Annotated in this window: 19 protein-coding genes and 2 pseudogenes; 4 read left to right on the top strand and 17 right to left on the bottom strand. The window is 55.4% G+C overall.

The features are described from left to right. Window positions 1–214 precede the first annotated feature (214 nt). Window positions 215–438, top strand: a pseudogene (locus tag ACR3E7_RS17055) (transposase); the annotation flags it as partial. 212 nt (window positions 439–650) lie between these two features. Next, window positions 651–2,351, top strand: coding sequence for an aspartate-alanine antiporter (aspT, locus tag ACR3E7_RS17050; RefSeq protein WP_480504968.1), 1,701 nt, complete (start codon window positions 651–653; stop codon window positions 2,349–2,351). Between the two features lie 99 nt (window positions 2,352–2,450). Here aspT and ACR3E7_RS17045 read toward each other — a convergent pair whose 3' ends face one another. The 5 genes from ACR3E7_RS17045 to ACR3E7_RS17025 form a co-directional block, all read right to left on the bottom strand. Next, window positions 2,451–4,082 carry a bifunctional aspartate transaminase/aspartate 4-decarboxylase gene (locus ACR3E7_RS17045; protein ID WP_480504966.1) on the bottom strand — a complete coding sequence of 544 codons (1,632 nt, stop codon included), beginning with the start codon at window positions 4,080–4,082 and terminating at the stop codon, window positions 2,451–2,453. Between the two features lie 424 nt (window positions 4,083–4,506). Then, the gene (locus ACR3E7_RS17040) at window positions 4,507–5,895 is read right to left on the bottom strand and encodes an SLC5/6 family protein (RefSeq protein WP_480504964.1); all 1,389 of its coding nucleotides are present in this window, start codon (window positions 5,893–5,895) and stop codon (window positions 4,507–4,509) included. A gap of 929 nt (window positions 5,896–6,824) precedes the next feature. Next, entirely contained in the window at window positions 6,825–7,685 is an 861-nt protein-coding gene (locus ACR3E7_RS17035) for a DUF2306 domain-containing protein (RefSeq protein ID WP_480504963.1), read from the bottom strand. A 106-nt stretch (window positions 7,686–7,791) separates the two neighbouring features. Continuing rightward, entirely contained in the window at window positions 7,792–9,657 is a 1,866-nt protein-coding gene (locus ACR3E7_RS17030; protein WP_480504961.1) for an AMP-binding protein, read from the bottom strand. 344 nt (window positions 9,658–10,001) lie between these two features. Next, the gene (locus ACR3E7_RS17025) at window positions 10,002–10,880 is read right to left on the bottom strand and encodes a LysR substrate-binding domain-containing protein (protein WP_480504959.1); all 879 of its coding nucleotides are present in this window, start codon (window positions 10,878–10,880) and stop codon (window positions 10,002–10,004) included. A 98-nt stretch (window positions 10,881–10,978) separates the two neighbouring features. On the opposite strand from ACR3E7_RS17025, the gene ACR3E7_RS17020 reads away from it, so the two are divergent. Next, window positions 10,979–11,683 carry an SDR family oxidoreductase gene (locus tag ACR3E7_RS17020; RefSeq protein WP_480504957.1) on the top strand — a complete coding sequence of 235 codons (705 nt, stop codon included), beginning with the start codon at window positions 10,979–10,981 and terminating at the stop codon, window positions 11,681–11,683. Further along, on the top strand, window positions 11,673–11,927 hold the full coding sequence (locus ACR3E7_RS17015; protein ID WP_480504955.1) for a DUF6552 family protein: 255 nt from the start codon (window positions 11,673–11,675) through the stop codon (window positions 11,925–11,927). Before ACR3E7_RS17020 ends, ACR3E7_RS17015 begins: the two co-directional genes overlap by 11 nt. A 119-nt stretch (window positions 11,928–12,046) precedes the next feature. On the opposite strand, the gene ACR3E7_RS17010 is transcribed toward ACR3E7_RS17015, so the two are convergent. The 12 genes and pseudogenes from ACR3E7_RS17010 to ACR3E7_RS16955 all read right to left on the bottom strand — a co-directional run bounded on the left by ACR3E7_RS17010 (window position 12,047) and on the right by ACR3E7_RS16955 (window position 25,176). Then, on the bottom strand, window positions 12,047–12,448 hold the full coding sequence (locus tag ACR3E7_RS17010; protein ID WP_480505126.1) for a tyrosine-type recombinase/integrase: 402 nt from the start codon (window positions 12,446–12,448) through the stop codon (window positions 12,047–12,049). Between the two features lie 18 nt (window positions 12,449–12,466). After that, window positions 12,467–12,718, bottom strand: a pseudogene (locus tag ACR3E7_RS17005) (phage integrase central domain-containing protein); the annotation flags it as partial. A gap of 610 nt (window positions 12,719–13,328) precedes the next feature. Then, window positions 13,329–15,110, bottom strand: coding sequence for a thiamine pyrophosphate-binding protein (locus ACR3E7_RS17000; protein WP_480504954.1), 1,782 nt, complete (start codon window positions 15,108–15,110; stop codon window positions 13,329–13,331). Continuing rightward, window positions 15,110–16,519, bottom strand: a complete 1,410-nt coding sequence (locus ACR3E7_RS16995; RefSeq protein WP_170353332.1) for an aldehyde dehydrogenase family protein — start codon at window positions 16,517–16,519, stop codon at window positions 15,110–15,112. The genes ACR3E7_RS17000 and ACR3E7_RS16995 overlap by 1 nt, the downstream gene beginning before the upstream one ends. Continuing rightward, complete coding sequence (locus ACR3E7_RS16990; RefSeq protein WP_480504952.1) at window positions 16,500–17,414, bottom strand: sugar phosphate isomerase/epimerase family protein; 915 nt, start codon at window positions 17,412–17,414, stop codon at window positions 16,500–16,502. The genes ACR3E7_RS16995 and ACR3E7_RS16990 overlap by 20 nt, the downstream gene beginning before the upstream one ends. A gap of 154 nt (window positions 17,415–17,568) precedes the next feature. Continuing rightward, window positions 17,569–18,759: a Gfo/Idh/MocA family protein gene (locus tag ACR3E7_RS16985; protein ID WP_480504950.1), complete on the bottom strand. Its 1,191-nt coding sequence runs from the start codon at window positions 18,757–18,759 to the stop codon at window positions 17,569–17,571. Further along, window positions 18,752–19,426, bottom strand: a complete 675-nt coding sequence (locus ACR3E7_RS16980; RefSeq protein ID WP_480504948.1) for a hypothetical protein — start codon at window positions 19,424–19,426, stop codon at window positions 18,752–18,754. Before ACR3E7_RS16980 ends, ACR3E7_RS16985 begins: the two co-directional genes overlap by 8 nt. Then, on the bottom strand, window positions 19,416–20,603 hold the full coding sequence (locus tag ACR3E7_RS16975) for a Gfo/Idh/MocA family protein (protein ID WP_480504946.1): 1,188 nt from the start codon (window positions 20,601–20,603) through the stop codon (window positions 19,416–19,418). The genes ACR3E7_RS16980 and ACR3E7_RS16975 overlap by 11 nt, the downstream gene beginning before the upstream one ends. Beyond that, window positions 20,593–21,420 carry a citryl-CoA lyase gene (locus ACR3E7_RS16970; protein WP_480504944.1) on the bottom strand — a complete coding sequence of 276 codons (828 nt, stop codon included), beginning with the start codon at window positions 21,418–21,420 and terminating at the stop codon, window positions 20,593–20,595. The genes ACR3E7_RS16975 and ACR3E7_RS16970 overlap by 11 nt, the downstream gene beginning before the upstream one ends. Further along, complete coding sequence (locus tag ACR3E7_RS16965) at window positions 21,417–23,309, bottom strand: bifunctional sugar phosphate isomerase/epimerase/4-hydroxyphenylpyruvate dioxygenase family protein (RefSeq protein ID WP_480504942.1); 1,893 nt, start codon at window positions 23,307–23,309, stop codon at window positions 21,417–21,419. The genes ACR3E7_RS16970 and ACR3E7_RS16965 overlap by 4 nt, the downstream gene beginning before the upstream one ends. Further along, the gene (locus tag ACR3E7_RS16960; protein WP_108859945.1) at window positions 23,309–24,604 is read right to left on the bottom strand and encodes a TRAP transporter large permease; all 1,296 of its coding nucleotides are present in this window, start codon (window positions 24,602–24,604) and stop codon (window positions 23,309–23,311) included. The genes ACR3E7_RS16965 and ACR3E7_RS16960 overlap by 1 nt, the downstream gene beginning before the upstream one ends. Next, window positions 24,601–25,176 carry a TRAP transporter small permease gene (locus ACR3E7_RS16955; RefSeq protein WP_480504940.1) on the bottom strand — a complete coding sequence of 192 codons (576 nt, stop codon included), beginning with the start codon at window positions 25,174–25,176 and terminating at the stop codon, window positions 24,601–24,603. Before ACR3E7_RS16955 ends, ACR3E7_RS16960 begins: the two co-directional genes overlap by 4 nt. Between the last annotated feature and the right edge of the window lie 11 nt (window positions 25,177–25,187).

Raw genomic sequence — 25,187 nt, 5'->3', positions numbered from 1 at the left:
TTTGGCAGCTTGGTTGCTCTGGTCTAACAATCGACATTTTCTGAGACGCGTCTGCAGCACGTTCCCATTTCATCGCAGAGAGACCGTTCTACCTGGTGCGCCTTAGGGTCAGGACCCATTGATTTCCGCGTTGGTGCATGAGTCACGGTTCGAAAAACGAGCCGTGACCGTGTCTGATCTTTTCTGGCTCACAGATGCGCAGATGGCGCGTCTTCGGGAAGCGTTGAAAGACAAAGGGAGCGAGCTTGTATCCCTGGCCGGAAGCAGCGGAAGAAACCGGTAAAGTACGACAGGCGTCGATACAAACGGCGCAACCGGATCGAGATCATGTTCGGAATGTTGAAGGATTGGCGGCGTCTGGCAACCCGCTACGACAGGTGCCCCAAATTCTTCTTGTCCGCCGTCGCACTCGCAGCGCTCGCCATATACTGGCTATGAGACCTGACCCTAAAAGACGAAGAGTGTATGGTGTGACCTGCATTCCCAAAACGGCTATTGGGTTCCACGTTCACCTGCCCTTAAAAAGAGTTTGTTCCAAGTAGTTTCGAAACGACCGCACGACCTCGGGTGTTTAAATTTTTGTTTTCAATACAGTAAGGCTCTGTATCTTTAGGGGAAAGGACCAGCGTTTGGACTCTGGAGATTTCAAAATGGAATTGATTACAGAACAACTTCGCGCCTTCCCGATCATGGCTCTGTTTCTTTGTCTGGGCCTGGGATATGGCGTTGGAAAGTTTCGAGTCGGCAAGTTCGAATTAGGAGGCATTGCTGGCACGTTGTTGGTGGCGGTCTTTATAGGCCAGATCGGCGGCATCAATCTTAGTACCGATGTTCAGAATGTATTCTTTTCCCTCTTCATATTTATGGTCGGTTACAATGGGGGGCCTCAATTTTTTGCGGCCTTGAACCGAACTGCGCTGACCAAGCTATTGGCCGCGTTTATGATGACCGTCTGGGGGTTGTTTTTTGTTATCGTTGTTGCTCGGTTGGCGGGCTTGGACAAAGGGCTGGCCGCAGGACTGGCCGCTGGCGGTCTGACACAATCTGCAATCATTGGCACCGCTGGAAACGCCATCGATCTGCTTGGGCTCGCCGCTGATGAGGCGGAAAAGCTGAAAACCAACATCGCTGTAGGATACTCGGTTACTTACATCTTCGGCTCAATCGGCCCGATATTGGCAGTTAGCATCATTCCCATCATCATGCGTGTCGATCTGCGGCAAGAAGCGATTAAGCTGGCTCAGAAACTCGGCGGCGGTGGTCCCAAACTAGAGGAAGGTGAGTTCCTTCCCATGAATCGGTTCGACGCCCGCGCCTATCAGGTAGATGCCGATGCAAGCATTGCCGGAAAATCCGTCAAGGACATCGAAAATGGCTATGATGGTGATCTGATCGTCGAACGGTTGCTCCACGATGGCGCTCCTGTGGATCCGACTCCTGAAACGATAATCAACGCCGGAGACGTTGTGGTCGTCTCCGGCCTCGTCACGACTTTGACCCAGTTCGAGGGGAGCGCCAGTGGTGAAATCGGAGAGTATCCTCCTGAATTGACCGTTGTTGAGGAGCGTCGCAACGTCGTGGTCACCAACCGTAAACTGACCGGCAAAACCTTGGTGGAGCTGCGCGAGGCTCTGACGGCAGATCAAAGGCGCGGTGTTCATATCTCAAAGATCACCCGCATGGGCCATGATGTCCCCGTCCTGCACAACACCGAGATTCACGCAGGTGACGAGATCAGTATTGTCGGTCACAAGGACGACCTGAACCGAGTTGCCAAAGTTGCAGGCTATGTGCCGCCTTCGGCCTCGGTCACCAACTTCATTGCCTTGGGGATCGGGGTGGCCATCGGCTATCTGATCGGAGAGATCAGTTTTGTCATTGCAGGAACGAAGGTGGCTTTGGGGTCCGGCCTCGGTTGCCTGGTTACAGGATTGATCATCGGCTATTTGCGCATCCGGCAACCCAAGATCGGCGGTATTAACCGTGGAGCCGCGAATTTCCTTCAGAGTTTCGGTTTGGCCGTGTTTGTTGGTGTGGTTGGCCTAAATGCAGGCAAACCCGCACTGGAGGCGATTCAGGAATATGGGATCACGCTTCTGCTTTTAGGCGTTGTGGTTACATTGACGCCCATGATCGTGCAGTTCCCGATCAACTATTTTGCCTTGCGTATCAAGAACCCGGTTGAGGCCTGTGCGGTTGTGACCGGATCACGCTCGGGTAATCCCGGTTTTGCGACACTCTTGGAAAAAGCCGGGAACTCGACACCAACGCCAGCCTTCACCATGACCTATGCCGTGGCCAATATCTTCCTGACACTCTGGGGGCCTTTGGTTGTGGCTTTTGTTCCGTAAGTCAGACCGCACAACAATCAGAGTCCTGGCTTGGAAGGGTGAGATCAGCATGATTACCAATCATCATGCTGAACCGTTGCTCTGCGCTGCAGCTAGACCTCAACCATGCAAAGGCAGTCCTTTCGAGGCACGGTAGGCCTGCACGTAGCCAGTGGCCACTGCGCGCACCGCTCTTCCGATCTGGCGGTAGGCACTATCATCCAAATTGGCAAACGATACCCGCGCCGACCAGTTAGGCGCGTCAAAGCCCGATCCATTCAGCAACACGATCCCGTGGTCCTGAGCCAGTTTGAAGGATATATCCAACGGGTGCACATTCTCCTTGATCCACTCGACGACCTCTTCACCGACGTATTTGCGAAGCCAGAATTCGAAGTCGATAATACCGTAGTATTTGTCGAACAGCGGGTTATCGGGAACTTCAATGCCCATCCCTTCGACCAGCTCGTCAAAGCGATGTTTCAGAATACCCCAGCAGAATTTCTGATAGGCCTTCTCTTCGTCCATAAGCTCGACGAGTGAAAACAAGGTCATCATCACCTGTTGCGGCAGCGATAGACCTGCAGTGTGGTTCAGCGCAACATCGCGGCTGTCGGCGACGATCCGGTCGATGAACTTGAACGAGGATGGATCAGGCGTCAACGTTTCGTAGCGTGCGTTGACGATGGCCTTGGTTTCATCCGGAGCATCCGCAATCATCTTGTCGAAGATGTTGTTCTCGGCCACCAAAATCGCGCCCAGACGCCACCCGGTGCACCCAAAATACTTGGAGTAGGAATAAACCCCGATGGTGTTCTCGGGCAGATGCCCCAAGATCGACTGAAAGTTTGGAACGAAGGTCCCGTAAACATCGTCAGTCAAAATGATCAGGTCCGGGCGGCGGGTCTTTACGAACTCGACGAGCCGCGCCGAGACCTCTGGGCTGATAGCGACGGAAGACGGATTGCCCGGGTTGACCAGAAAGAGTGCTTTGACCTTCGGGTCGGACAGAATTTCGAAGTCTTCGTCGTTCAGTTGAAAGTGGTCCTCTTCTTTCGAAGAGACATCCACTGTATTTAGCCCATAGTCTTCAAGGACGGGCATTTCCAGATAGGGCGTGAAAATCGGTGTACCCAACGCAATGGTGTCACCGGCATTCAGCAATCGCTGGTTCTTGAGCGCTTTGAAGATGTAACACATCGCTGCGGTTCCGCCCTCAACCGCGTAGATATCGAACTTCGCATCCGGTCGGTGCCCCGCGCACATCGCCCACATAATGTATTCGTGGACAATAATTTCGTTGTGTTCCATGCAACGGTCGGGCATCGGGTAATGGTCGCCGACAATACCGTCGGTCAACTCGAGCACAAAATCGTCAGGCGTAAATCCAAATTTCTCAATCGCAAAATCAACTGTGGCCACCAAAGTATCCGCACCAGGAGGGCCGTTTCCTTCAACCGATTTGGCGCAATACGTCTTTAGCCTGTCATAACATCCTGGCCCTTGCGGCATCCCAGCCAGACCAACCTCCGGCTCATTCCGATGGCGCTGAGCTTCTGTCAAGGCGAACTGTCCCAAAAGGAAAAATGCTTCCCGCGCTTTGGTAGCGATCCAGTTGGGGTTCCCTCGACCGGCATTTAGGTATGGCAGAGCCATCTGTCGCGCCTCTTTTTGCGCCAACTTGATAAGTTCGTCTTTGATTTGGAAAGGACTTAGGTTTTCAAATTTATGCAGGTTGAGCGATTCTGGCATGACATCAAATCCTTGCGTTAAAATGGATGACCTGGTTCAGCGGATCGCATGCAGGGCAATGTGTCAATTAAAACAACACCAATTGAAGAGGCCGGTGAGAAGCGGAGGACTGTTTGTCTTCATTGGAAGCCTTAGCTGCAACCATTCTACAAGGTAGTCAGAATGATAGAAATTGTGCTGAAGCTCTGCGCTTGGAACTGACATTCCAAATGAAATTGGGCAATTCGCTAGATTAAGCAAGAAAGCCATTGGTCGGGACCGTTGAGGTGATTTCAGCGAACCACAGATTTGTCTGCAATCTGCGAGTACGATCATTTCCAGATTGCGCGATTGCCGCGAACGACGGCAATGCGGGCGCGGCCGCGGCGTCAGAGCTGCGTGACGAGTGTCTCTTATAGGCCGTTCAAGCTGTCGCGCTGGTCAGCTATTCGCCCGCAACCCTGCCCGCTGCGCGCTGCGACCCAATCCAGACAGCGATGCATCCCACGACCAACACACAGATACAAATCTGCAAAAGCTGCTCGTATTTGTGCCCATCAATGAGGACCTGCGCCACAAAACCCTGCCCACGGAACAGGTAAGCCAATGCGCCAAGCATGGCGGCGGCAAAGCTGACAAGATACGCCCAGAGGGCCACCTGTCGACCGCCAATAAGCCCAGCCAGCAGGATCGGCGTCAAAAACATCGAGGCGGTGCCCGAGACCGCGACGGCATCAAACAGGGTCTGGTTACCCCAGAGCGTCAGCGCCGCGCCCACGACTGCGAAGAGGGCCATGGCAATGCGCCCACCGGTTAGGGTGCGAGGGGCTAGGCACAGTTCTTCAACCACCAGTCGCGCGGCCGAAGACAGCGCGGAATCCAGCGTCGAGAGCGCCGACACCAGGAGTGAAACCAAAAGCGCCATAAAAACCCAGCCCGGCAGGGATTGCGCCCAGGTGCTGATCAGCTCGCCCTCATATGCTGCCCCATCCAGTGCCGCCTGAATGCCAAAGAACCCAAATGCCACGATGCAAAGCGAGGAAATCCAGAACGCGTGCAAGAAGCTCTTCCGGGTTGTATCGCTGTCCGCAATAAACCCACGATCCATCATGACCGGATCATGCACGGGATAGGAGAACACCTGCAGAAAAGCCACGACCAGCAAAACCCAGCCATTGTGCGGGCCCGAAGTGCCTTCGGCGGTCAAAACCGCGCCCAGATCAAAGTTGGGGCTGAGAACCAGCGCGACAAAGGCCAAGGCGAAGACCACAAGAAAGACCGCCATCTGCAGAACATCCGTCCGAAGCGCTGCGCTGAGCCCGCCCCAGGCCGAATAGGCCAGCGCCAATAGCCCGACCAAAAGGATCGAATACGTGCCGATATTGGCGCTGTCAGGTGCTAGTGCGCTAAAGATCAGACCGACCACGATCAGGTTGGCAAAGACCTCAGACAAGAGTCTGAGAGCAATCACGAGGTTATAGCACCCTGTTCCCATGGTTCCGAAACTGTCGCGGAGCCAATCCTGAACCGACCTTGCACCCCGCGCGCGCAACCGTTGCACTACAAAACCACCAGTCAGGAAGGAGCCGTAATACGCGGCATAGGCCAAAACCCCTGCGATGCCGTAGAAATAGCCCAGAATGGCAGAATTCATGAGGGAGCGAGCAAAAATCCAAGTTGTGACTTGGCTCAGCACCAACGTCCAAAGGCCTGGCGCGGCTCCTTCGTTGGTTGTCCCACCAAAGAAGCCCGAAACCGAAGCACGCCGAGGCGATGCCCAGAGACTTGCCAGAATGACGGCACCGAATAGAACAATAATCGCCGAAACCTGCATGGATTCTCCTGCTGTTGATCTGTGGCGCAGCTAACAGGCAAGTGCGCCAACGACCATTCAATTGAACGTGAAGCTGATCGTGGGCGTTGTGTCGCAAACTTCTTGGAGGGCGGTGTTTGTGGAATTGGCAACATGATATTAACCGGGCGGCGTCAGTTGATCGGGCAAACCAAAGGCAGCATGAACACTAAGTTGCATGCTGCTACAGATAGTCTGGGATGCCCGATACGCTTTGCCATATCCGCCAGGCAGTTCAGCGACTACACGGGCGCTCGGGCTCTGATGATTAGCCCGGAACCTGATATTCGCACGACGACAACGAATGAGGGCTCTTTCCGTGGACTGTGAGTTCGGCCGCCTAAGAATTTCGATCCTTTGGCGAACGGCAGGTTTGATGGGCCGCAGCGCAGCGTCGGCGTGCTATAACCAATGGCAGGAATGGGCCCAATTTGGCAGATCGCAAACTACACAAATGATCGAACAAATTACAAGATACAGCGACTGATCTGCAGCCCTGGATCTCACTTCGTTCACAAAAGAAAATATGACTTGGGTTGCCCTCAGATGCCGAATACTCACCGCTTTTCTGGTCTAACTACGACGGTTGGGTCGGGTTCGTGTGACGCTCAACAGGAAGGCAATTGCGGAGAAAGGAGCAACCAAATATTTTTTGTAAATTGCTATTAAACATATACAAAATTTTGTCATCTAAAATGCATACCACCCAATATACCTTACTTAACATTGGAGCCAACGCTTCAATGCCTCAGGTTCGAGCATGACGGAACGACTGGTAAAACACATGAATAGCAGACACTCATACAAAGTGCAGCGAACGTCTTCTTCGAGCCCTAAGCAGCCTCTTTTTGAGACCGTCTCGAATGGTGCTTATGGATCGCCATACGTGAATCTGATGATGCACAAAAAGCCTATTCAGCTACGACTGGTGCGATTTCATCCCGTTCATCGACTCGTCTTCGAACCATCTCAGCAATCAAAATGCCAGCCGGCGCCGATCCCCAAATGCAAATCTGGATCGCGAGGGCTTCGATGTCGCGAAACAGCGGATCGATGACAAAAAGTAGAACACGAAACAACCAGAATGATCCCCACATCGAACCAACAAAGCGCCACATCCAGATACGGTGCTGGGCTGTATCCTGTCGTCTTATTGCCAGTATTCCCATAACAGCGGTGGCATAGACGAAGATAGACATTGAGAAAAAGCCCCATGTCGACAGGGCCCCGCCGTACTCTCCAACAGGACCGTGTTGGGCCGCGAGTATCGCAGCGCAACCAACACCAACTGTCAGTATCCCAAAGCTGATGCGCCCAAGGATCGCGTGGTTCGCCCCCCGACCACCGGGAAAGAACATTTGTACGTGCATCAGCACAAAAACAATGGAATTGCAGACGACATGCCCAAGCAGCAGAGCCGATCTTAGCTCTGGTCCATTCGCAAAACGATCATAAAAGGCAACGCCCCACGCAGGATGGTTTGTGAATGTGTTGCCCCAGACGGAGCAGGAATTGTCTGGGCACGTGGAGACGGCAGCGGCACTCAACGGATCGCTCAGTCCCAAATTGATCAACACGTCATAGATACCGACAAAGTTAGCTATGGAGGCCGCGGGGCCGTAAATGACGTATCCGGCGTTCAAGTACAGCATCAGCAGAATGCCAAAGAGAAGTACGGGCACGAACTTTCTCTTCATGACCGCATGAACAGCCAGACCCGCCCATATTGCCAGACCGACGAAGACCGATATCACACCCAACGGAACCGCCATTTTGCCCTCCCCGAACAATACGATCGTTTAAAAGGCTCGCACAATGGGCGTTCGCGGCGCAATAAATTTTGCGATCGGAAACTCGCGTAGCGAGGACGAGCGCGTTTTACGATCCTCCCAAAATGCGCGTCTCGAACAGGAAATCCTTGAGCTTTTGCTCAACAAGAGGTCCGGACGTCGTGTTTGCATCATTCAGTTTCACCGTCACGCAAAGCCCGCGTGGCCCTCCAGCCTCCACCTGCACATCGGCATTAGACACCTGAAGTTCGTCACGAAGCAGATTTTTCACGACCAGCTTTGCAGCATCGCATCGCAGGCTGGGTTTGAAAATCTTGCCCACGGACGTCAGGGGGATCTCATCAACAATTTCAATGATTTTGGGCCATGCCGGTCTTTCGTCGATGGTCTGCCGAGCATGTTCCATGAGTTCCTCGACCGTAACATCATCCGGTGTGTGGACCTGAACAAAGCACATGGGCAGTTCTCCGGCATAAGGATCAGGCATCCCGACCGCAGCGGCCAACGCGACAGCGGGATGGGTGCTCATCGCGTTTTCGATCATGGCCGGATCTATATTATGACCGCTTCTAATAATGAGGTCTTTCGAACGGCCAGCAACGTACAGGCAGCCATCAGCGTCTTTGTATCCCAAGTCGCCCGAGTTTAGGACACCCTCGTCGAATACCCCAGTGTTGAAGCTCGGCTCGCTGTATCCTGGAGACACGTGGGAGCCTGTAATTGCAATTACACCAATTTCGCCGACCTCGCATTCCTCTCCCAGACGGCCATCGCTTTCCAGCTTCAGAACGTCGACACTTGTGTATGGCAACGCCCAACCCACTGAGCCCGCAGTACCAGAACCACCCAGTGGGTCGATACTGATCAGTCCGGACGCTTCTGTCATGCCAAGAATTTCGAACAAAGTGCAGCCCGTGACCTCCTTGAAGCGTTGCCCGACGGCGGGTGGAAGCAGTGATGCGCCGGTTGCACCCGCCCGCACGCCCGAGACGTCATTATCACCAATCGGTGTCTGCAGGATCGCCCCAATCGCGGTTGGAACACCTCCGACAATCGTGACTTTGTGATCTGCGACAAGCCGCCAGAAGCTTTCGACCACCGATGGATTACGCAAACCCGCGGGCGTCATCACAAGCAGCTCTACGCCTACCATGAAACAGCTGAGCCCGCCCACAATCGTGCCGGCGACGTGGAAAAGCGGGAACGTGGCCGTAAAAACATCATCCGAACGAAAACCACACATAGCTGCGCCCCCGAAAGCTGCAACCAATTGACTGCGATGCGTGTGTGCAACAAGCTTTGGAACGCCCGTTGTACCCCCGGTGTGAAAATAGGCCGCCAGATCAGAACCGCTCCGGGCCTTCCCAAATGCCAGGTGATCCTGTGGTTGGTCAGACAATGCCTCGGTGAGGTCAATCACCCCGGCTTCAGCAGGCGTACCCGGGGGAGAAACGCGTACCAGCACGAGGTCCGGGATTTGCTCCCTCAATGCCAAAGCTTTCTGCCAGATGTCGAGTTGTGGGTGTGGGCCAAGAGTAACGAGGATTTTCGCCCCCGACGCTTTGATAAGCTCTGCTATGCTCTCAGGCTGCAAAAGAAAGTTTATGGGCACAGCGTAACCAGCCGTTTCTGCGCCCCAAAGCGTGACGTGTGTTTCAACCAAAGCGGGCAACATATACGCCACGCCCGGTGCCTCCCCTCCAATCTCGGCAAAAAGATTTGCTGCGCGCCGGATCTGCCCAAGTAGCTGGCCGTAGGTGACACGACGAGGCTGCTCATCTGGTGCTCCGGTCATCAACATCGTCAGTGCAACAGCATCGGGATCACGCTCAGCACTGTTTTCAAAGACCTCCAAGATGCTTTGCTCGGGCAACCGTTCGTCGAGCGTCATCTCGGCTTCGAACTCGGCTATGTCGTCGCGCGTCCTGATCGGACGTGTGCCCAGATTAGCCATGGGGTCTCCTTCAACTCTACTAAGGTTGTTTCCGAGCTTTGGCCGAAGAACAGGATTTTGCAACTCCGATGTACGTGCTGAGATCCACATGCTGATCGAGTAGGCTACGGAATCCAGCTATTTACGAATTTCCGGTGTGTCCGCATACCGGAAGTTGGCCCAATTTTGCCGAACGTCCGGTCCTGTTAAAAGCAGACATCGAAAACAGAAGAACCGTTTTCGTGGACTTGAATGTCTGCTTATGCCGAAATCGGTCGCTCCGGAATACTTGCGCAAGTTCCGCTATGCGGACTCAACTGCCATTCGCTCGAATGATTTAAATGCCTGCTTTCCATTCAAGGCATTCAGGTATCTTCGGCGGAGCGCGACTTTAGCCATGCCAAAACGTTGGTCACCGACTCATTGTTTTTGGTGGCTCGCGGCATGAGGACATAGAAGTCATTTCGGCCCGGATCCCAGGCGGCACCAATCTCGACTAAGCGTCTGGCTTCAATGTCATGAGCCACTAGAAACCGGCTTACCAAGGCCACACCTTGCCCGGCAATAGCAGCATCGACAGCAAGAGACGTTTGGCTCAGATGAAGGTCACGAGGAGACTGGTACTCGACGCCTAAATGCGCAAGATAGCTGGGCCAAAGATCATGGGTGTCATGGATTTTTGGAAGTTTATTGAGGGTTTCTGGCTCAAGAAGACTATCGTCCTTGGTCGCAAATTTTGGCGCAGCTACCGCGATGAGCAATTGCTTGAAAAGAAGGGTTACGTCTAGTGATGCGCCAAAGGGCGGCGATCCTTGGCGTACTGCAAGGTCAATCCCGTCGCTATGAAAGCTCGAGACTTTCTCAGTGGCCATGATCCGCAAATCAATATTCGGGTATGCTGCGGAAAAGTCGGGTAGGTTGGGGATCAGCCATTTTGCGGCGAAAGTCGGAGTGACGCTGATAAGGACTTTGTACGGCTCTGGCTTCAACTCGGCAGTTGCGGATCGAAGGTCTGCGAACACGTCAGCGATCCGCTTGTGATAGATGCGTCCGACCGATGTGAACCGCAGGCCCTTGGGTACCCGTTCAAACAAGGCCACATCAAGATGCGCTTCGAGCTGACGCACTTGTTGCGCTACGGCCCCTTGCGTGACGCCCAATTCATCAGCGGCGGCTCGGAAACTAAGGCGGCGGCCTGCTGCATCGAAAGCACGCAGGCTATTGAGTGGGGGGAGTTCAGTCATTTTGCAATAGTATTTCTACTGCCACGCAACATCAATTCTCAATCGCACTTTCTCAACAAGCTTATCATATGTAACCCAACCACCAAAGGACACTAGATATGACAGTAGAAAAAGTAGCTCTGATCACAGCAGGCGGTAGCGGCATGGGTGCGGATGCAGCCCGCAAATTGGCGGAAGACGGGTTCAAGGTTGGCATCCTGTCCTCGTCAGGCAAGGGTGAGGCGCTAGGCGCCAAACTCGGGGGCTTTGGCGTGACGGGTTCTAACCTTGACGGAGAAGCGCTCAACGCTTTGGTCGAAGGCGCGAAGGATCGTTGGGGCCGTATTGATGTCTTGGTGAACTCTGCTGGCCACGGACCGAAGGGTTCGATTCTCGAAATCAACGACGACGAATGGCATAAAGGGATGGAAGTGTACCTGATGAACGTGGTCCGCCCTACAAGGCTTGTCACGCCGACAATGCAGGCGCAGGGCGGCGGAGCAATCATCAACATCTCAACCTTTGCGGCATTCGAACCCGACCCTCTCTTTCCAACGTCGGGGGTATTCCGGGCCGGGCTTGCAGCATTCACGAAGCTCTTTTCGGACAAACACGCGTCAGAGAACATTCGCATGAACAACGTCCTTCCTGGCTTCATCGATAGCCTGCCCGAAACCGAAGACCGCAAATCGCGTATTCCCATGGGGCGTTACGGTTTCGCGTCAGAGGTGTCTTCTCTCATTTCATGGCTCGCCTCGGAAGATGGTGGCTACATGACGGGACAAAACCTGCGTATCGACGGAGGTTTGACCCGTGCAGTCTGATGCCTTGGCCTTTGTATTGCCGCGCGAGCGCCTTGTCTTCACGGTCAAGTGGGGCGCATCTGCTGTTCAGATCATGGGATACACCGCAACGGGGTTTGGCTGGACACCTTGGAACCTTTACATGTTTCTTGTCGGTCTCGTTGGTTGGTTCGCCGTTGGCGCACTGTGGAATGACAAGGCACTCATGCTTGTCCACCTCGTCGCGCTAAGCGCAATGATTGCTGGTATGGCAGGCAGCCAATAGGCAAGAGCAGCCATACGGTGCTGTGCAGTATCGGGGAGGTATGGGCGCGAAGCCGTTATCGAAACAGTTCGGTCGGATGACTGCTTTGCCTTGGCACTGGTCGGCGCCGAGTCAGTTGATCAATTTCTGCAGCTTCTTATCTGCCCCTCCAACACATAGTCAGATGCCAGCGCGCGCAGCGGCTCCAGAATGACCAGTATTTCATCGGTGAAGGGGACAAGATGGACCTGCCCGCCTTTCATGCGCTCCGCAGGTATGGTCCATAGATGCGCATCTACGTCGACCTCGGGCCATTTCATCTCCAACACTTCTGAAGTGCGGCAGGCGGTAAGAATGGTGAACTGCAGAGCTTTGGCGGCCACGGCTGAACGGGTCTGCGACTCGGCATAGAACGCCGGCACCTCTTGCCACGGCACAGCATCGTGGTGCTGAACATTGGCTTTGACGGTAGGCAGCACCTTGCCTTCGCGGATCGCGGTCACCGGGTTCTCGCCAGAGCGGAAGCCCTTAGACTTTGCCACGTCGAGCACCGTCTTGATCCGCTGAGACAGTCGCTTTGCAGTTTCGTGTTTCTCAGTCAAGATGGGCGACAGGCACATCAGCACTTCGGGCTAATCGACGCTATCCACGGGCATGCGGCCGATCTTGGGAAACGCATAGTCACGGAAACTATTGAGCCATTGCTGGCCATGCTTGGCGTTCTTCCATGTGGGCGGGCGTTCGATGTGGATCTGGCCGCTGAGTTCTTCGAAGGTCGGGATTTCACGCTGAGCATTGAAACGCGGGTTCAACCCGCTTTCGCCATCTGCCGGTATCCGAGCGCCCTCTTGCGCGCCTGGTTCAATGTGATCAAATCCGAGTCGCCCAAACCGAAATCTATGCGTAGGGGAGAGCCCTTGCGGTTCTTTTGTGCCTTAGCCGTTAAGCGCACGATTCAGCGCCGCGCTCCAGATGGATCAACAACGAGGTACTGGCCAAAGCCGTCACCACGCCGACCCGGACCGATATTCTCTACCAGCTTCTTTGTCAGCTTCCCGCCGAGCGCAGCTTTGACAATACCACAAAATATACCACTCAATGAAAGTACACGGGTATGATCGGATAAAATCCAACGAAACCCACCAAACCGGCTGCAGCCATAAAACACAGAGGCTTAAGCAACCTAATGTGTCTCATCGAAATTTTGGAAAATCTGTCGGGCGACACATAGTATTGCCATTCATCGACAGCTAAGTCATTGATTTTGAGTCATTCGATTTTTGATGGGCGCACGGGTTTTGCCATTTGCGACTCAAAGATTTTCCATCAAGCTGAAACCATCGCATAGCGGCAATTGCCCTTCTGTTTAACAGATACGGGCAAAAGCCGTATGCATAGGCGGATCGCACACTCTAAATTGCTTTAGGTTGCAACGTGCGAAACATCCCTGTCTGGCGAATAGATGTCGAGAATATTCCAATGCCCGGTTGTTGGTGTTGGGTTGTTGATCATTGGGACATCAAGAACAGTTGGTTTGCCGCTGGCAATTGCCGCGTCCAATGCAGGCAACAACTCGTCAGCGGCGCCGAGCCTGTGCCCTTCCGCACCATAAGCTCGCGCAATGTCCGCATAGCCCGGTCCGTTTGCGGGTGCGGCGGCTGATCCCGGGAACGTGGTTCCATAAGTTAGACCGTAATGCGCTTTTTGAAGGCCGGCGATCGTTCCGAAGGCGTTGTTATTCATGACCAGCCAGATGATACCCAGATCAAGTTCGACTGCTGTTGCCAGCATCGAAGGATTTTGACCGAATCCACCATCACCAACCAAACTTAGTACGACTCGATCAGGTGCCGCCAGTTTTGCGCCGATCGCGCCCGGAGGACCGAAACCCATCGTCGCGAACCCGCCCGGGGTCAGGATTGAACCCGGCGTCAAAATGTCGAACTGTTGCCCGACACCGTTCTTGTTCCACCCAACGTCCGTGGTGATGATGGCATCCTCGGGCAGTGCCTCGCGGGTATCTGCCAGAATACGTTCGGGCATCATTGGAAAGGCCGATGAGGTCGCCATTTCCACGTTGCGCGCTTTGAAGTCCGTCCGGAAGCTAGCGATCTTCTGCTCCAGCGCAGGGCGCTTGAAGCCGTCCGGATACATCTCGCGGGCGACCCGGTTGAGGACGCGCAATGCGGCCTTGGCGTCAGCAACGACTCCGATCTCGGTGGGATAGTTCCGACCGATCTCCTGCGGTTCGATGTCGATATGAATGACCTTCGAGCCGGGAATGTTGAACGTGTAGCCGGGATACCAACTTGAACAATCAGCCTCTTTGAACCGGGTGCCCACCGCAAAGATGTAGTCCGCATTCAGGCAGGACTGATTGACCAGTTCTGTGCCCCAAAACCCGGTCATTCCCAGCACGAGCGGATGGTCATCCCGCAGGGCACCTTTACCCATCAGGGAATGCGCGACGGGCAGGCCCATATGTTCAACGAACGCGCGCAGCTCCTCGCTGGCCTGTGCCAGAAGAATACCGCCTCCGACATAAGCGACTGGGCTTTCGGCTTTAGCCAACGCTTCGACAATCTCGCCCGCTGTCTCGTCGTCAATCGACGGTTTCTTGAGAGCGCGCGTGTTGTCGCGAATACGGTCGAAACTGTCCGAGGGGATCACCTCTGAAAAGATGTCCATGGGAACATTGACCAGTACCGGCCCGGGCTGGCCGCTTTCAGCCAGATGGAACGCCTTTTCAAGAATCTCGGCCATTAAATCTGCGCGGTCGACCCGCCAGGCGCGTTTTACGAAGGGTCGATAGATCTCCCACTGGGCGGCGTCGGCATGGAGGTTCACTTCCTGATGTGGGTGTTTGCCGTAGTAGTGTGTAGGAATATCGCCCGCGATCACGACCATCGGGATACAGTCCAGTGCGGCGTTGGCGACCCCGGTGGCACAATTGGTCAGCCCCGGGGAGAGATGGGACAACACCACCGAGGCCTTGCCTGTCACGCGGGCGTAAGCGTCTGCCGCGTGGCTGGCGATTTGTTCGTGCCGCACCGTGACGAAATCAATTGGGCTTTCGGCCAACGCGGCCAGAACTGCGATGTTTGTATGGCCACAAAGCCCGAACACATGCTTAACCTCACGGCGTTCGAGAAAGTCAACGATATGTTCGGCAACGGTTTTGCCGTCCAGTTTCGCTCCGTCCATCACGCGACCTCCTGTCCGTAGAACTCACCGAACAGGTCCGGCTCCGAGGGGCGATCCTCAGGGATCGGACGACTGACCCAGGTGTAGTTCATCATGTGTTTCATGGTGACGTTTTCGTTGGTGATGTTGCCGCCCCAGATGCCGCAGCCCAGGCTGCTGGTCATAGGCATGCCATTTGTCCAGGCACCCGCATTGGCCTTGGATTGAGGCTGTCGCACCATCATACGGCTGACCGGAGCCAGACGCGCCAACCGGTCGATATGATCGTCATTGTGGCTGTAGATGCCGCAGGAATGGCCCTTGCCCCCGGTGTTGTAGATCTGGCTGACCGTTTCCAGCGCATCATCGAACGTTTCGAAGTGATAAAGCGCCATCAGCGTGGTCAGTTTTTCCTTGGAGAACTTGTGCTGCGGCCCGATTTGCCCCTGATTTTCAACCATCAGAAACTTGCGATCTTCGGGGATGCTAAAACCGGCGACCTTGGCCGTTTGCTGCGGCGGACAGGCAATGGTCGGAAACGTACGGTTTCCCTTTTCATCCCACATGGCCGCTTCGAGCATGGCCTTCTCTTCATCCGAACACAGGTAGCCTCCCTCGGCTTGAAGCGCCTTGACCATATCGTCGTAAACTGAGCGCTGGATGATGATGTTGCCGTCGGCCGAGCAGCCCGACCCAAAGTCGGAGGTCTTTGAAATACGGGTATTCTGCGCGGCGATATCCAGATCGGCAGTCTCATCAATGACAATGGATGAATTGCCTGCGCCGACACCATAGGCTGGACGCCCTGAACTGTACGCCGCTTTGACCATGGGTTTGCCGCCCGTCGCCAAAGTCAAGTCGCAGATCTCCATCAGATGTTGCGTCAATGGGATCGAGGGTTTGCGAATGGATTGAAACAAGTCCTCGGGGGCACCGGCAGCACGACAAGCTGCACGCATAACCTCGACCATTTCGAAGGTCGTATGAGCGGTTCGCGGGTGCGGGCTGAAAATGACGGCATTCCGGGCGTTGGCGGCGGAAACGCCGGTCACCGGTGGTGTCATCGCTGGGTTAGTCATTGGGATCAGGGATGCGATGACGCCAGCAGGTTTGGCATATTTCACCAGACCTTTTTCCTCATCAACCTCGACGATGCCGGTCGAGGGTGTGCGCAAGACATCTCGCAGCACCATGTGAATCTTGAAGCGCTTCGCTGGGCGGCCTTCGCGATCTCCGATACCGCTCTCATCCACGCCTTGTTGAGCCAGACGCGTGAAGGTTTTCTCATTACCTGCATACCACGCGATGGCCTGAGACAGGCGGTCCAGCCTGTCCTGATCCCAATCCTCGATCTCGGCCATGGCAGCGCGGGCGCGTGCCAGCATATCTGCCGCCATGTTGCGGTCGTTTTCAGTGAGCTCTTTGCCCATGATGATCCTCTTGGTGTTTTGGAATTGTAGCATCGGGCATACGACGCTGTGACCGCGCCTCGCCAAATGTTCGCTTGGCGTGGCTGAGACAGCGACGCGCGTGTTCTTCATATCCCAACTCGGCAACGCGGCTTTGGTTGGGCAATTCAATGGAATAGTCGACGGGTGGCATCCGTTCGATTATGCCGGTGAAATCAATCCAGCCCTCGCCGGGATAGAGCCGCGCATCGCGAGCCAGCTGGATCATACCTTCGCGCGTGTCGGCGATGCCGGGCAAGCAATCGGAGATATGCAGGAAGTGAAACAGGTCCGAGGGGACGTGCAACAGTTCGCCCAGATCCACACGGCTGAGGTGCAGGTAAAGCGTATCGACCAAAATACCGCCGTTGGGCTGATCGGAGGCACGCACGATGTCAAGCGCCTCATCCAGAGTGCGCAAGCGGGAGAAGCTTGGAAACTCAAGGTCCACTGTTAGCCCATACGGAGCCGCCAGTTCGCAGGTCTCGGAATAGACGTCGATCAGGAAGTCACGATCATCGCGGGTATTGGTCCACGCGCTCATGATCATGCGTTTGGCGCCCAGCTCTCCGCCGACCTCCAACGAAGGCTCAAAACTGCGCGGATCGACGTCTTCGGTGATGCGCGCCAGTTCGACATCAAGGACTTTCAAACCGGTTGTAGAGAGAGCAGTTTTGGTAGCCTGCACCTGCGCCTTGTCGATTGGCGATTGGGTGAATTCACCGGGCACATGCATCGGAATGAACCGAGGGCTGACGGCATCGTAACCGGCCCGCGCGGCGATATAGACCAACTCGGGCGGCGTACAGCCAATCAGCGTCAAATGCGCCAAGGAATAGAGAGAGGGGCTTGCGCCAGCCTCTTCAGGTTTCGCCATGAACGACAGCTCCACGTGCCTGCGAATCTCATTTTCATCACATGTAATACAAAATATATGATATTTTTTAAAATATCAACTTTTAATGCTGAGCAGGAAATGAAAACGCCTGGGCAACAACCCGGGCGTGCTTAACCTTCGTGTTGGCGGAGCCTTAGAGAGTGACCCAGTCCCCTCCGGACTGGTGAGAGCGCACAGAGGCGTCAATGAATCTGACACCGTCTGCGCCTTGATTGACGCTGGGATATGTCAGCCAATCGGTCGGAACGGTAACGCCATCCCGACGCGCGGCTACGGCCATGGCAAATTCCGTATAGAGGTTGGCCCAGGCTTCGATAATCCCTTCGGGGAAGCCGCGCGCGGTACGGATCAGACGTTCCGCGCCGTGTCCGATACCATGCCCGTGACCTCGACTGATGATACGATCCGGCTCACCAAACCGATTGAACTTCAGCTGCTCCGAATTCTCCAAATCCCACTCAAGACCTCCTTCGCTCCCGAAAATGCGCAACCGCAACCCACCCCGATTTCCCGGTGCAAGGCGTGTCGCCATCAGGGTTCCCGGAACCTCGTTTTTATAGCGGGTGAACATGAACACCGTGTCTTCCAAAGGCTTAGGCGCGCCGCAGACATGAAACTCGGCCCGTAGGTCGGTCAAGGGCAGGCCCGAGACAAAGCTGGCGAGATGCGCGGCATGGGTGCCGATATCGCCGACACAACTGGTCGGACCAGATATCTTTGGGTTCAGTCGCCATTTGACGTGGGGCGCATCAGCAACATCATCGGGCGTCATCCAGTCTTGCATGAACTCGACGTGGATTTGGTTGATTTTACCGATACCGCCTTCCGCCACGATTTGTTTGGCCTGACGGATTACTGGAAAACACGACATCGCATAGCCGACAGCAAAGATGTGTCCCGTGCGCGCGGTAATCTCCTCAAGCCCCTCGGCCTCGTCGACTTCATTGGTCAGTGGCTTGTCGCACAGCACGTCAATGCCCGCCTCCAGAAACGCTTTGGCCGCTTCGAAATGAACGTGGTTCGGGGTCGTGATCATAACGGCATCCACGCCATCCGGGCGCGCCGCCTCGGCCTGCGCCATCTCGTCGAACGACGCATAACACCTGTCGGCTGGCAGGAACCACTCGGCCCCGCGTGCCCTGCTGCGCTCGGCATCTGAACTGAGCGCGCCTGCGGCGACCTCCCACCGGTCCGTCATCCGGGCCGCCGTTGCCTGCGTGACCGAGATACGCCCACCGCCAACAACCCCCAGCCGCAAACGGCGAGACAAGCGGGGGAAGGGGCCATCAAATTTCAGGTTTTCGGGCAAAAGTCTCTCAGCCATTCTGAACCTCCATTTCCGAGACCCGTACGCCTTCCGGCAGCATTTCCACCGCCATGAAAATGCTGGGGGTAATCGTCTCGTACTGATGCCAGGGATAGTTGCCTTCGGCGTCATACATCGGTTTGTGCGTCGTGCCGGGGGCCATGAATTCTTCGAGGTAAAGGGATTCAACATCCCGCTCACGGCATTGCTGCATTTTCCCAAAGCCTACGATTTGTGTATGCACTTCGCGAAACCCCGGTACCGGGCAGAACGGATGATCCTTGTGCAATCCGACATTCAGCGGCACCGAGCCGGAATGGTACATGGTCAGCCCAACGTTACCCACAAAGACCTTTGGCGACATGTAGTGGCTGACACCGCGTAAACGCTCCTCTTGGCGAACATCAAAAGCAGATGGCCATGTATCTTTCACCCATGCGAACAACTCGTTGTCATCGGCATGGGCGTCGAAATCGTGGACAATGACTGCACGTTCCACGCCGCTAAGCGTGCTGTCTTGCACGATCACAGAGGAAAGCGGTGCAATGGTCTGATCCTCGACAGAGAGATTTCGCCCCCCAAGGTTAAGGACGATGGCGCGACCCTCGATAGAAATTCTGCGCTCGTCAGTTATGTGCTGGACGCGAAAGAATGGCTGAGCAAAGTCGAGTGTCTCAATCGGCATGAACCAATTCCTTCCTCTCATCGTTAAGGAAATCGACCGGCAAAGGCTCCGGAGCCGCGCAACGGCTTTCTATCGTCTGATAGGCGCCAAATTTTGGTGCCCGTTCGATCGCGTCCATGACCTCGAAAACGTGGTAGGCGAGCGCTCCACTTGCACGGGGTTGGCGTCCTTCTTGCGCCGCCAGAGCCAGATCCAAAAGGCCGAGCCCGCGACTGTCCTCATTGAACCCGTGTTTGTTGACGACCACCTGCCAGCCTTCGCGACCGGATGGGCGCGGCTGATGAGACCAGCGCGAGGTCTCCCGCGTTTTCAGCCAGACATCCCCCTGAAAGATGTTGGCACCATGAACCGGGTCAGGATCAGGAATGCTGATGGTGCCTTTTTCACCGTAGATCTCGAACCGCGGCGTTTCGCTATCCCAGACGTCAAAGCTCATGGTCATCGACCCTATAGCCCCGGAAGAGAACTGCAGTAGGCTTAGGGAATGCGTGTCGACCTCGACATCCATCCATTCACCGTTGCGAGGGCCGTTTTCGATCATCCTTTTGTCGAACGTGCGCCGAGCCATTCCGGCGACCCGGTCAACCGGGCCAAGGCAGCAAACCATGGCGGTCAGGTAATATGGCCCAAGGTCCAGCAAGGGCCCGCCACCGGCCTGGTAGTAGAAATCCGGGTTGGGATGGTGGCGTTCCGTCCCGTGGGTACCGACATGGGCAAAAACCCCTGTCGGTTTGCCAATGGCACCCTCATCGATCAAGCGCCGAACGGTTTGCCAACGACCGCCCAGAAATGTGTCGGGTGCGCAACCGACCAGTAGCCCCTTTTCAGAGGCCATGTGCAGAATCGTCTTACCATCCGTTCGATCCATAACCAGCGGCTTCTCGGAATAGACGTGCTTGCCCGCCTCCAACGCACGCAGGCTGATTTCGGCATGCGCCGCCGGAATTGTCAGATTCAGAACGCAGTCAATCGTCGGATCGTCAAACACCCCATCTGGCGCACAGGCCTTGGCGATACCGTATTGATCTGCCTTGGTGCGGCTTTCCGAAGGGTCAAGGCTTGCGCAAGCCACGACCTCAACGTTTGAGAATTTGGATAGTGTTTTTAGATAAATATCGCTGATACGACCACAGCCGATAAGGCCGACCCGGAAGGATTTCGATGTCTCACGTTTCATCATTCCTGTCTTCGTAGAGGGGTAAGTAATTAGGGGGAATCGGCCCTTTGTTGCGGCCACCCTGGTTCATCTGTTCCCAAGCGTGGGCGAGTATTCCGACCGAGCGGGACAGGCAGAACAGCCCTCGCGACAAGGGCGCAGGAAAGCCAAGTTCGCAGAAGATCACAGCTGTCGCGCCGTCAATATTCATGGCAATTGGCCGACCGCCTCGTTGACGACCGAGTTCGGCTTGAACCTCTTCTCCGATATCGGCAAACCGGCCAGAAACTGTGCCTTCTGCCGCCGCATCTCGAACAAGTTGCATCAATCGGGGTGCGCGTGGATCGACAGGTTTGTGAAACCTGTGACCAAAGCCCGAGACGATCTTGCCATAGGTCTCGCGCCAGCTGTCCAGACCGTCCTTCACTGCGTCATTCAACGATGCTCCGCAATCCATGCGAGCTGCGATATCATAGTACAGCTCTGCACACTGCTCTCCTGCCCCGCCGTGCACGTCGCCCAGCATGTTCACCGCAGTCGCCATCGCGTTATTGAGACCTACCCCGCAGGTGGCGGCCATACGCGCAGCCGCGATTGAGGGAGCCTGTGGGCCGTGATCCACGCCTGCGACCAAAGCGGCTTCGAACAGGCGCGCTTGCGCGTCGCTGGGTAGATCGCCCCGCACCATAAGCCAGATCATCTGCGGGAAAGATACGTTTCCGATCAGGTCCTCTATGGCGTTGCCACGAAAAGAGATCTGTCCAGGTTTCATGTCGATGATGGAGGTACGCCACCATTGGCGAACGGCGCGCTCATCGTCTGTCGTCTGCGCGGTCATTGCGTCTGCACCTCTTTCACCGGCTGGGTTTTGCTTTGCGCGGCAAGGCGAATGGGTGCATTGCGCGCGCCATAACCGGCATAGCCCATACGGCGTTCAACAATTTCGAAGAAGAAGCCGTTAAAGATGGGGCGGCTGTATATCTGAAAATACTCAGCACCCGCCGCCCGATCGTAGAGAATACTCCCCCTGCGCAATTGGGCGACCAAGTCGTCATCCAATCCGAATGTCGCTTGCAGATCAGCGTAGTAGTTCTCCGGGATGGACAGGCTGGGAAAGCCAGACTTGAGCAACTGGGCTGAAGTTTCAAAAATATCATCCGACTGGAAGGCAATGTGCTGAACACCAGCCCCAAAGCCATCTTCAAGGAATGACGCCGCCAGTGTTCGACGCCCAACTGCCCCATTCAGGTTTAAGCGCACTTCGCCTTCGGGACTTTCGATAGCCTGGCTTTGCACGACACCAGACGGGTCGGCGACGTTCACGATAGGGGATTTTGCCATCTCGAAAGTCGAAATGTAGTAGAGTAGCCAGCTTTGCATCTCATCGTGACGCATCGTCTGGGCCAGATGGTCGATACGACGCAGACCGGCAGGTTGGGTGGCTTTGGTTTTCGCAACCGGCTCGAACTCAATGTCCCATACCCGATGGAGATCGGATTTCTCATCGATGAAATGAACGACGTTGCCACCAACGCCCCGAATGGCCGGGATATCCAGTTCCCCTGTTCCCACCGGTTGTGAGAAATTCGGCGCGCCCAACGCGGTCGCCCGCTGAACCGTCTGATCCGCATCTTTGACACGCAACCCCATGTCACAAACGGAGGGGCCGTGACCCAGGAACGCCGAATGGGCAAATCCTTCCTTTTCGGTATTCACAACGATGTTTATCGCGCCCTGCCGCCACAACTCGACGGACTTGGATACGTGTTTTCGCTCCATTCGAAAACACATTGCTGACAACATATCTGCCAGCTGCGCGCCGCTTGTTTCGTCGGCTGTAAATTCGACAAATTCGAAGCCTGACGCATAGACGCGTTCCGGCAGGTCCGGGATGCCGAAATCGGTTCCCGGCTCGGTCCGGGATACCTCATCCAGGAGGTTCACCAGCGACCTGTAGCTGTCTCGGGCCAGTGTTCGGCCACCGGGTTGAGGAGCTGCTTCGTTGACGCGTGCAACCGACCAAGGCCCTTTGTATCCGGCGCGGGACAACACCCGCACAAAGCCCGCAAGGTTCAGCGACCCAAGCCCCGGCAGAAGCCCAAAGTGCCGTTTGAGCCTGCGAATATCCATCTCAAGTCGCGGTGCATCGGACAGTTGCACATGAAACAGCCGCTCTCCAGGAATGTCCCTAAGGCGGGCGGGTTTGGACCCGTCAGCGAGCGAGAAGAATGAGTTCAAAGCCAACCCCAGATGAGGGCTGTTGATGGCTTCAACGACGCCTAACGCCTGTTCATCGGAGTGAACAAGATCCGACCATGGCAAGCCCATATAGGCCAGACGCAACCCCATCTCTTTCGCGATCTCGGCCGCCTCGCCAAGATCTGCGACTACCTGTTCTTCGGTGGCAGCGGCATCAACCTCGAAAGCGGACCCGATGAGCAGCAATTCCGTTCCCAACTCGTTCATCAGGTCGAGTTTGCTCTTCAGCCGATCAAAGGCGCGCTCCCGTCCACCGCCGGACTGGCCTTCGAGGTTATGGAAGGGTTGCAGCAGGCAAATCTTAAGGCCGAGCTCTGATGCAATTTCGCGGACTTGCGATGGCGGCCCGTCAAAAGCGGTCAAATCCGGTTCGTGTAATTCGACACCTCCGAACCCCGCGTCGGCGATAGAACTCAGTTTTTCGGCCAGATCACCGGGGATCGACGTTGTCGAAACCGAGAGGCACATTATCCCTGATATCCAAACATACGCGGCAACCACAGGACCAGATCAGGCATCAGCATCATGATCACGAGGGCGAAGATGAGCACCGCCAGGAAGGCCCAAATCTCCGAGATGATTTCACGCAGCGGAATGTCCGTCACGGCGTTGATCACAAAGAGCAGAATTCCATAGGGCGGCGTGATCAGACCGATCATCGAGTTCACGACGACCAACACTCCGAAATGCACCAGATCAATCCCGAGCGCTTCGCAGGTTGGAATGAACAGGGGCACGATCACCAGGATGATCGTCGTCGCGTCCAAAACGCATCCCAGCGCGAGGATCAGCAGGTTTACGAGGATCAGGAATACAATCGGGCTAACATCCGAACCCTCCAGCAGTGCCGAGATCGACTGCGGTATTTGCTCCTGAATAACGATGAAGTTCAAGATAAACGCACCACCAATAACCACCCCGACGGCGGCGGAGGAGCGCGCGCTGTCGACGAACACTTGATAAAGGCCACGGAAGGTCAGCGCGCGGTAGAACAACGCTGCCAGTAGCAGAGCGTAGAATGCAGCAACTGCGGCGGCTTCGGTCGGAGTGGTGACGCCGCCATATATACCGTACAGCAGGATTGCGGGCATCAGCAGTGCCGGAAACGCGTTGGCGGTTTTAGCCGGCAATTCGCGCAGAGGAACAGGATCTTCCAATGCAAAGTTCCGCTTTCCGGCCAGGTAATAGTTCATTGCCATGAGGACGACGCCCATGATCAGGCCCGGCAGAATACCGGCTAAGAACAGAGATCCGATGGAGGCCTTGGAAACGAGCGCGTACAAAACCATTGGGATCGAGGGCGGAATGATCGGGCCAATCGTCGCCGACGCCGCGGTAATAGCAGCAGCATAACCTCGGCTGTAGCGGCCATCCTTGGTCATCATCTCAATGATGATCTTGCCGATCCCCGCGGCATCCGCGACAGCCGAGCCGGACATACCGGAAAAGATCAGAGATGCTACCACGTTTACGTGCCCGAGGCCGCCCTTGAACCGACCGACCGCAGCGACGCAGAAGTTCAGCAAGCGGTCTGTGATCGACCCTGCGTTCATGATATTTGCGGCAACGATGAACAAAGGCACGGCTAGCAGGATCGTGCTTTTGTAAAAGCCTTGCAGGATCTTCTCACCTGCGAGGGCGACGTCCAATCCAGCCGTTCCCAGATACACTAATGAGGCCAAAAGGATGGAATAGCCGATAGGTGTCCCGATGCCTGCCAAAAGAAAGAGAGCGAGCAGGCAGGAAAGAAGTTCAAAGCTCATTTGCTTGCGTCCTCATCGTCTTCGCCGTCAACGCGGGGGTGATCATCGACCACGTTAAATCCCACGACCATTTCAAGTTCGGTTTTAGGTGGACCGTTGCGAAGGATGTCGAAGAACAGCCAGCCATAGCGCGCGGCCACGACCAGCATGAACACCGCGTAGATTGAAAACACGGTGCGCAGCGGTATCTTCTCGCCCGAGAACGGATTACGCACAGTCGAGGTTTTGCGGATTTTCATCCAGTCGATGTAGTCCCACGTCGGCAGGAAACTGTAGAGCATCCCGACCACAATCGCCGCGGCCGCCAGCATCGCAAAGACCTGACGAACGCGCATCGGCACCGAAAGGTAGATGATGTCGAACTTCACGTGATCTCTCTCGCGCACGATGAACGCGCAGCTAAAAAAGATCACCCAGACCCAGAGGATGCCGATCAGTTCAAGCGTCCAACCGGCGGGGGTAAAGAAATACCGCAAGAGAATTTGCAGAAGGAAGATTAGGAAGATTGCCGCCAGCATCCCGCCGGCAATCGCTTCGGTCAGTCGGGAGAACCCCTTTGTGAAGCCTTTCATTGTGGTTCTCC

The sequence above is a fragment of the Ruegeria sp. BK1 genome, assembly GCF_056535645.1.
The sequence above is the reverse complement of the archived record's forward strand: the minus strand, read 5'-3'. Positions and strand labels throughout refer to the sequence as shown.

Coding starts and splice junctions, on each gene's coding strand:
- ACR3E7_RS17030 (WP_480504961.1), bottom strand. CDS start 9,657: ATGGCTAATCTGGGCACACGTCCGATCAGGACGCGCGACGACATAGCC.
- ACR3E7_RS17020 (WP_480504957.1), top strand. CDS start 10,979: ATGACAGTAGAAAAAGTAGCTCTGATCACAGCAGGCGGTAGCGGCATG.
- ACR3E7_RS16965 (WP_480504942.1), bottom strand. CDS start 23,309: ATGTGCCTCTCGGTTTCGACAACGTCGATCCCCGGTGATCTGGCCGAA.
- ACR3E7_RS16955 (WP_480504940.1), bottom strand. CDS start 25,176: ATGAAAGGCTTCACAAAGGGGTTCTCCCGACTGACCGAAGCGATTGCC.
- ACR3E7_RS16975 (WP_480504946.1), bottom strand. CDS start 20,603: ATGAAACGTGAGACATCGAAATCCTTCCGGGTCGGCCTTATCGGCTGT.
- ACR3E7_RS17025 (WP_480504959.1), bottom strand. CDS start 10,880: ATGACTGAACTCCCCCCACTCAATAGCCTGCGTGCTTTCGATGCAGCA.
- ACR3E7_RS16980 (WP_480504948.1), bottom strand. CDS start 19,426: ATGCCGATTGAGACACTCGACTTTGCTCAGCCATTCTTTCGCGTCCAG.
- ACR3E7_RS16995 (WP_170353332.1), bottom strand. CDS start 16,519: ATGGGCAAAGAGCTCACTGAAAACGACCGCAACATGGCGGCAGATATG.
- aspT (WP_480504968.1), top strand. CDS start 651: ATGGAATTGATTACAGAACAACTTCGCGCCTTCCCGATCATGGCTCTG.
- ACR3E7_RS16985 (WP_480504950.1), bottom strand. CDS start 18,759: ATGGCTGAGAGACTTTTGCCCGAAAACCTGAAATTTGATGGCCCCTTC.
- ACR3E7_RS17040 (WP_480504964.1), bottom strand. CDS start 5,895: ATGCAGGTTTCGGCGATTATTGTTCTATTCGGTGCCGTCATTCTGGCA.
- ACR3E7_RS16970 (WP_480504944.1), bottom strand. CDS start 21,420: ATGACCGCGCAGACGACAGACGATGAGCGCGCCGTTCGCCAATGGTGG.
- ACR3E7_RS16990 (WP_480504952.1), bottom strand. CDS start 17,414: ATGGCGAAACCTGAAGAGGCTGGCGCAAGCCCCTCTCTCTATTCCTTG.
- ACR3E7_RS16960 (WP_108859945.1), bottom strand. CDS start 24,604: ATGAGCTTTGAACTTCTTTCCTGCCTGCTCGCTCTCTTTCTTTTGGCA.
- ACR3E7_RS17035 (WP_480504963.1), bottom strand. CDS start 7,685: ATGGCGGTTCCGTTGGGTGTGATATCGGTCTTCGTCGGTCTGGCAATA.
- ACR3E7_RS17045 (WP_480504966.1), bottom strand. CDS start 4,082: ATGCCAGAATCGCTCAACCTGCATAAATTTGAAAACCTAAGTCCTTTC.
- ACR3E7_RS17000 (WP_480504954.1), bottom strand. CDS start 15,110: ATGGACGGAGCGAAACTGGACGGCAAAACCGTTGCCGAACATATCGTT.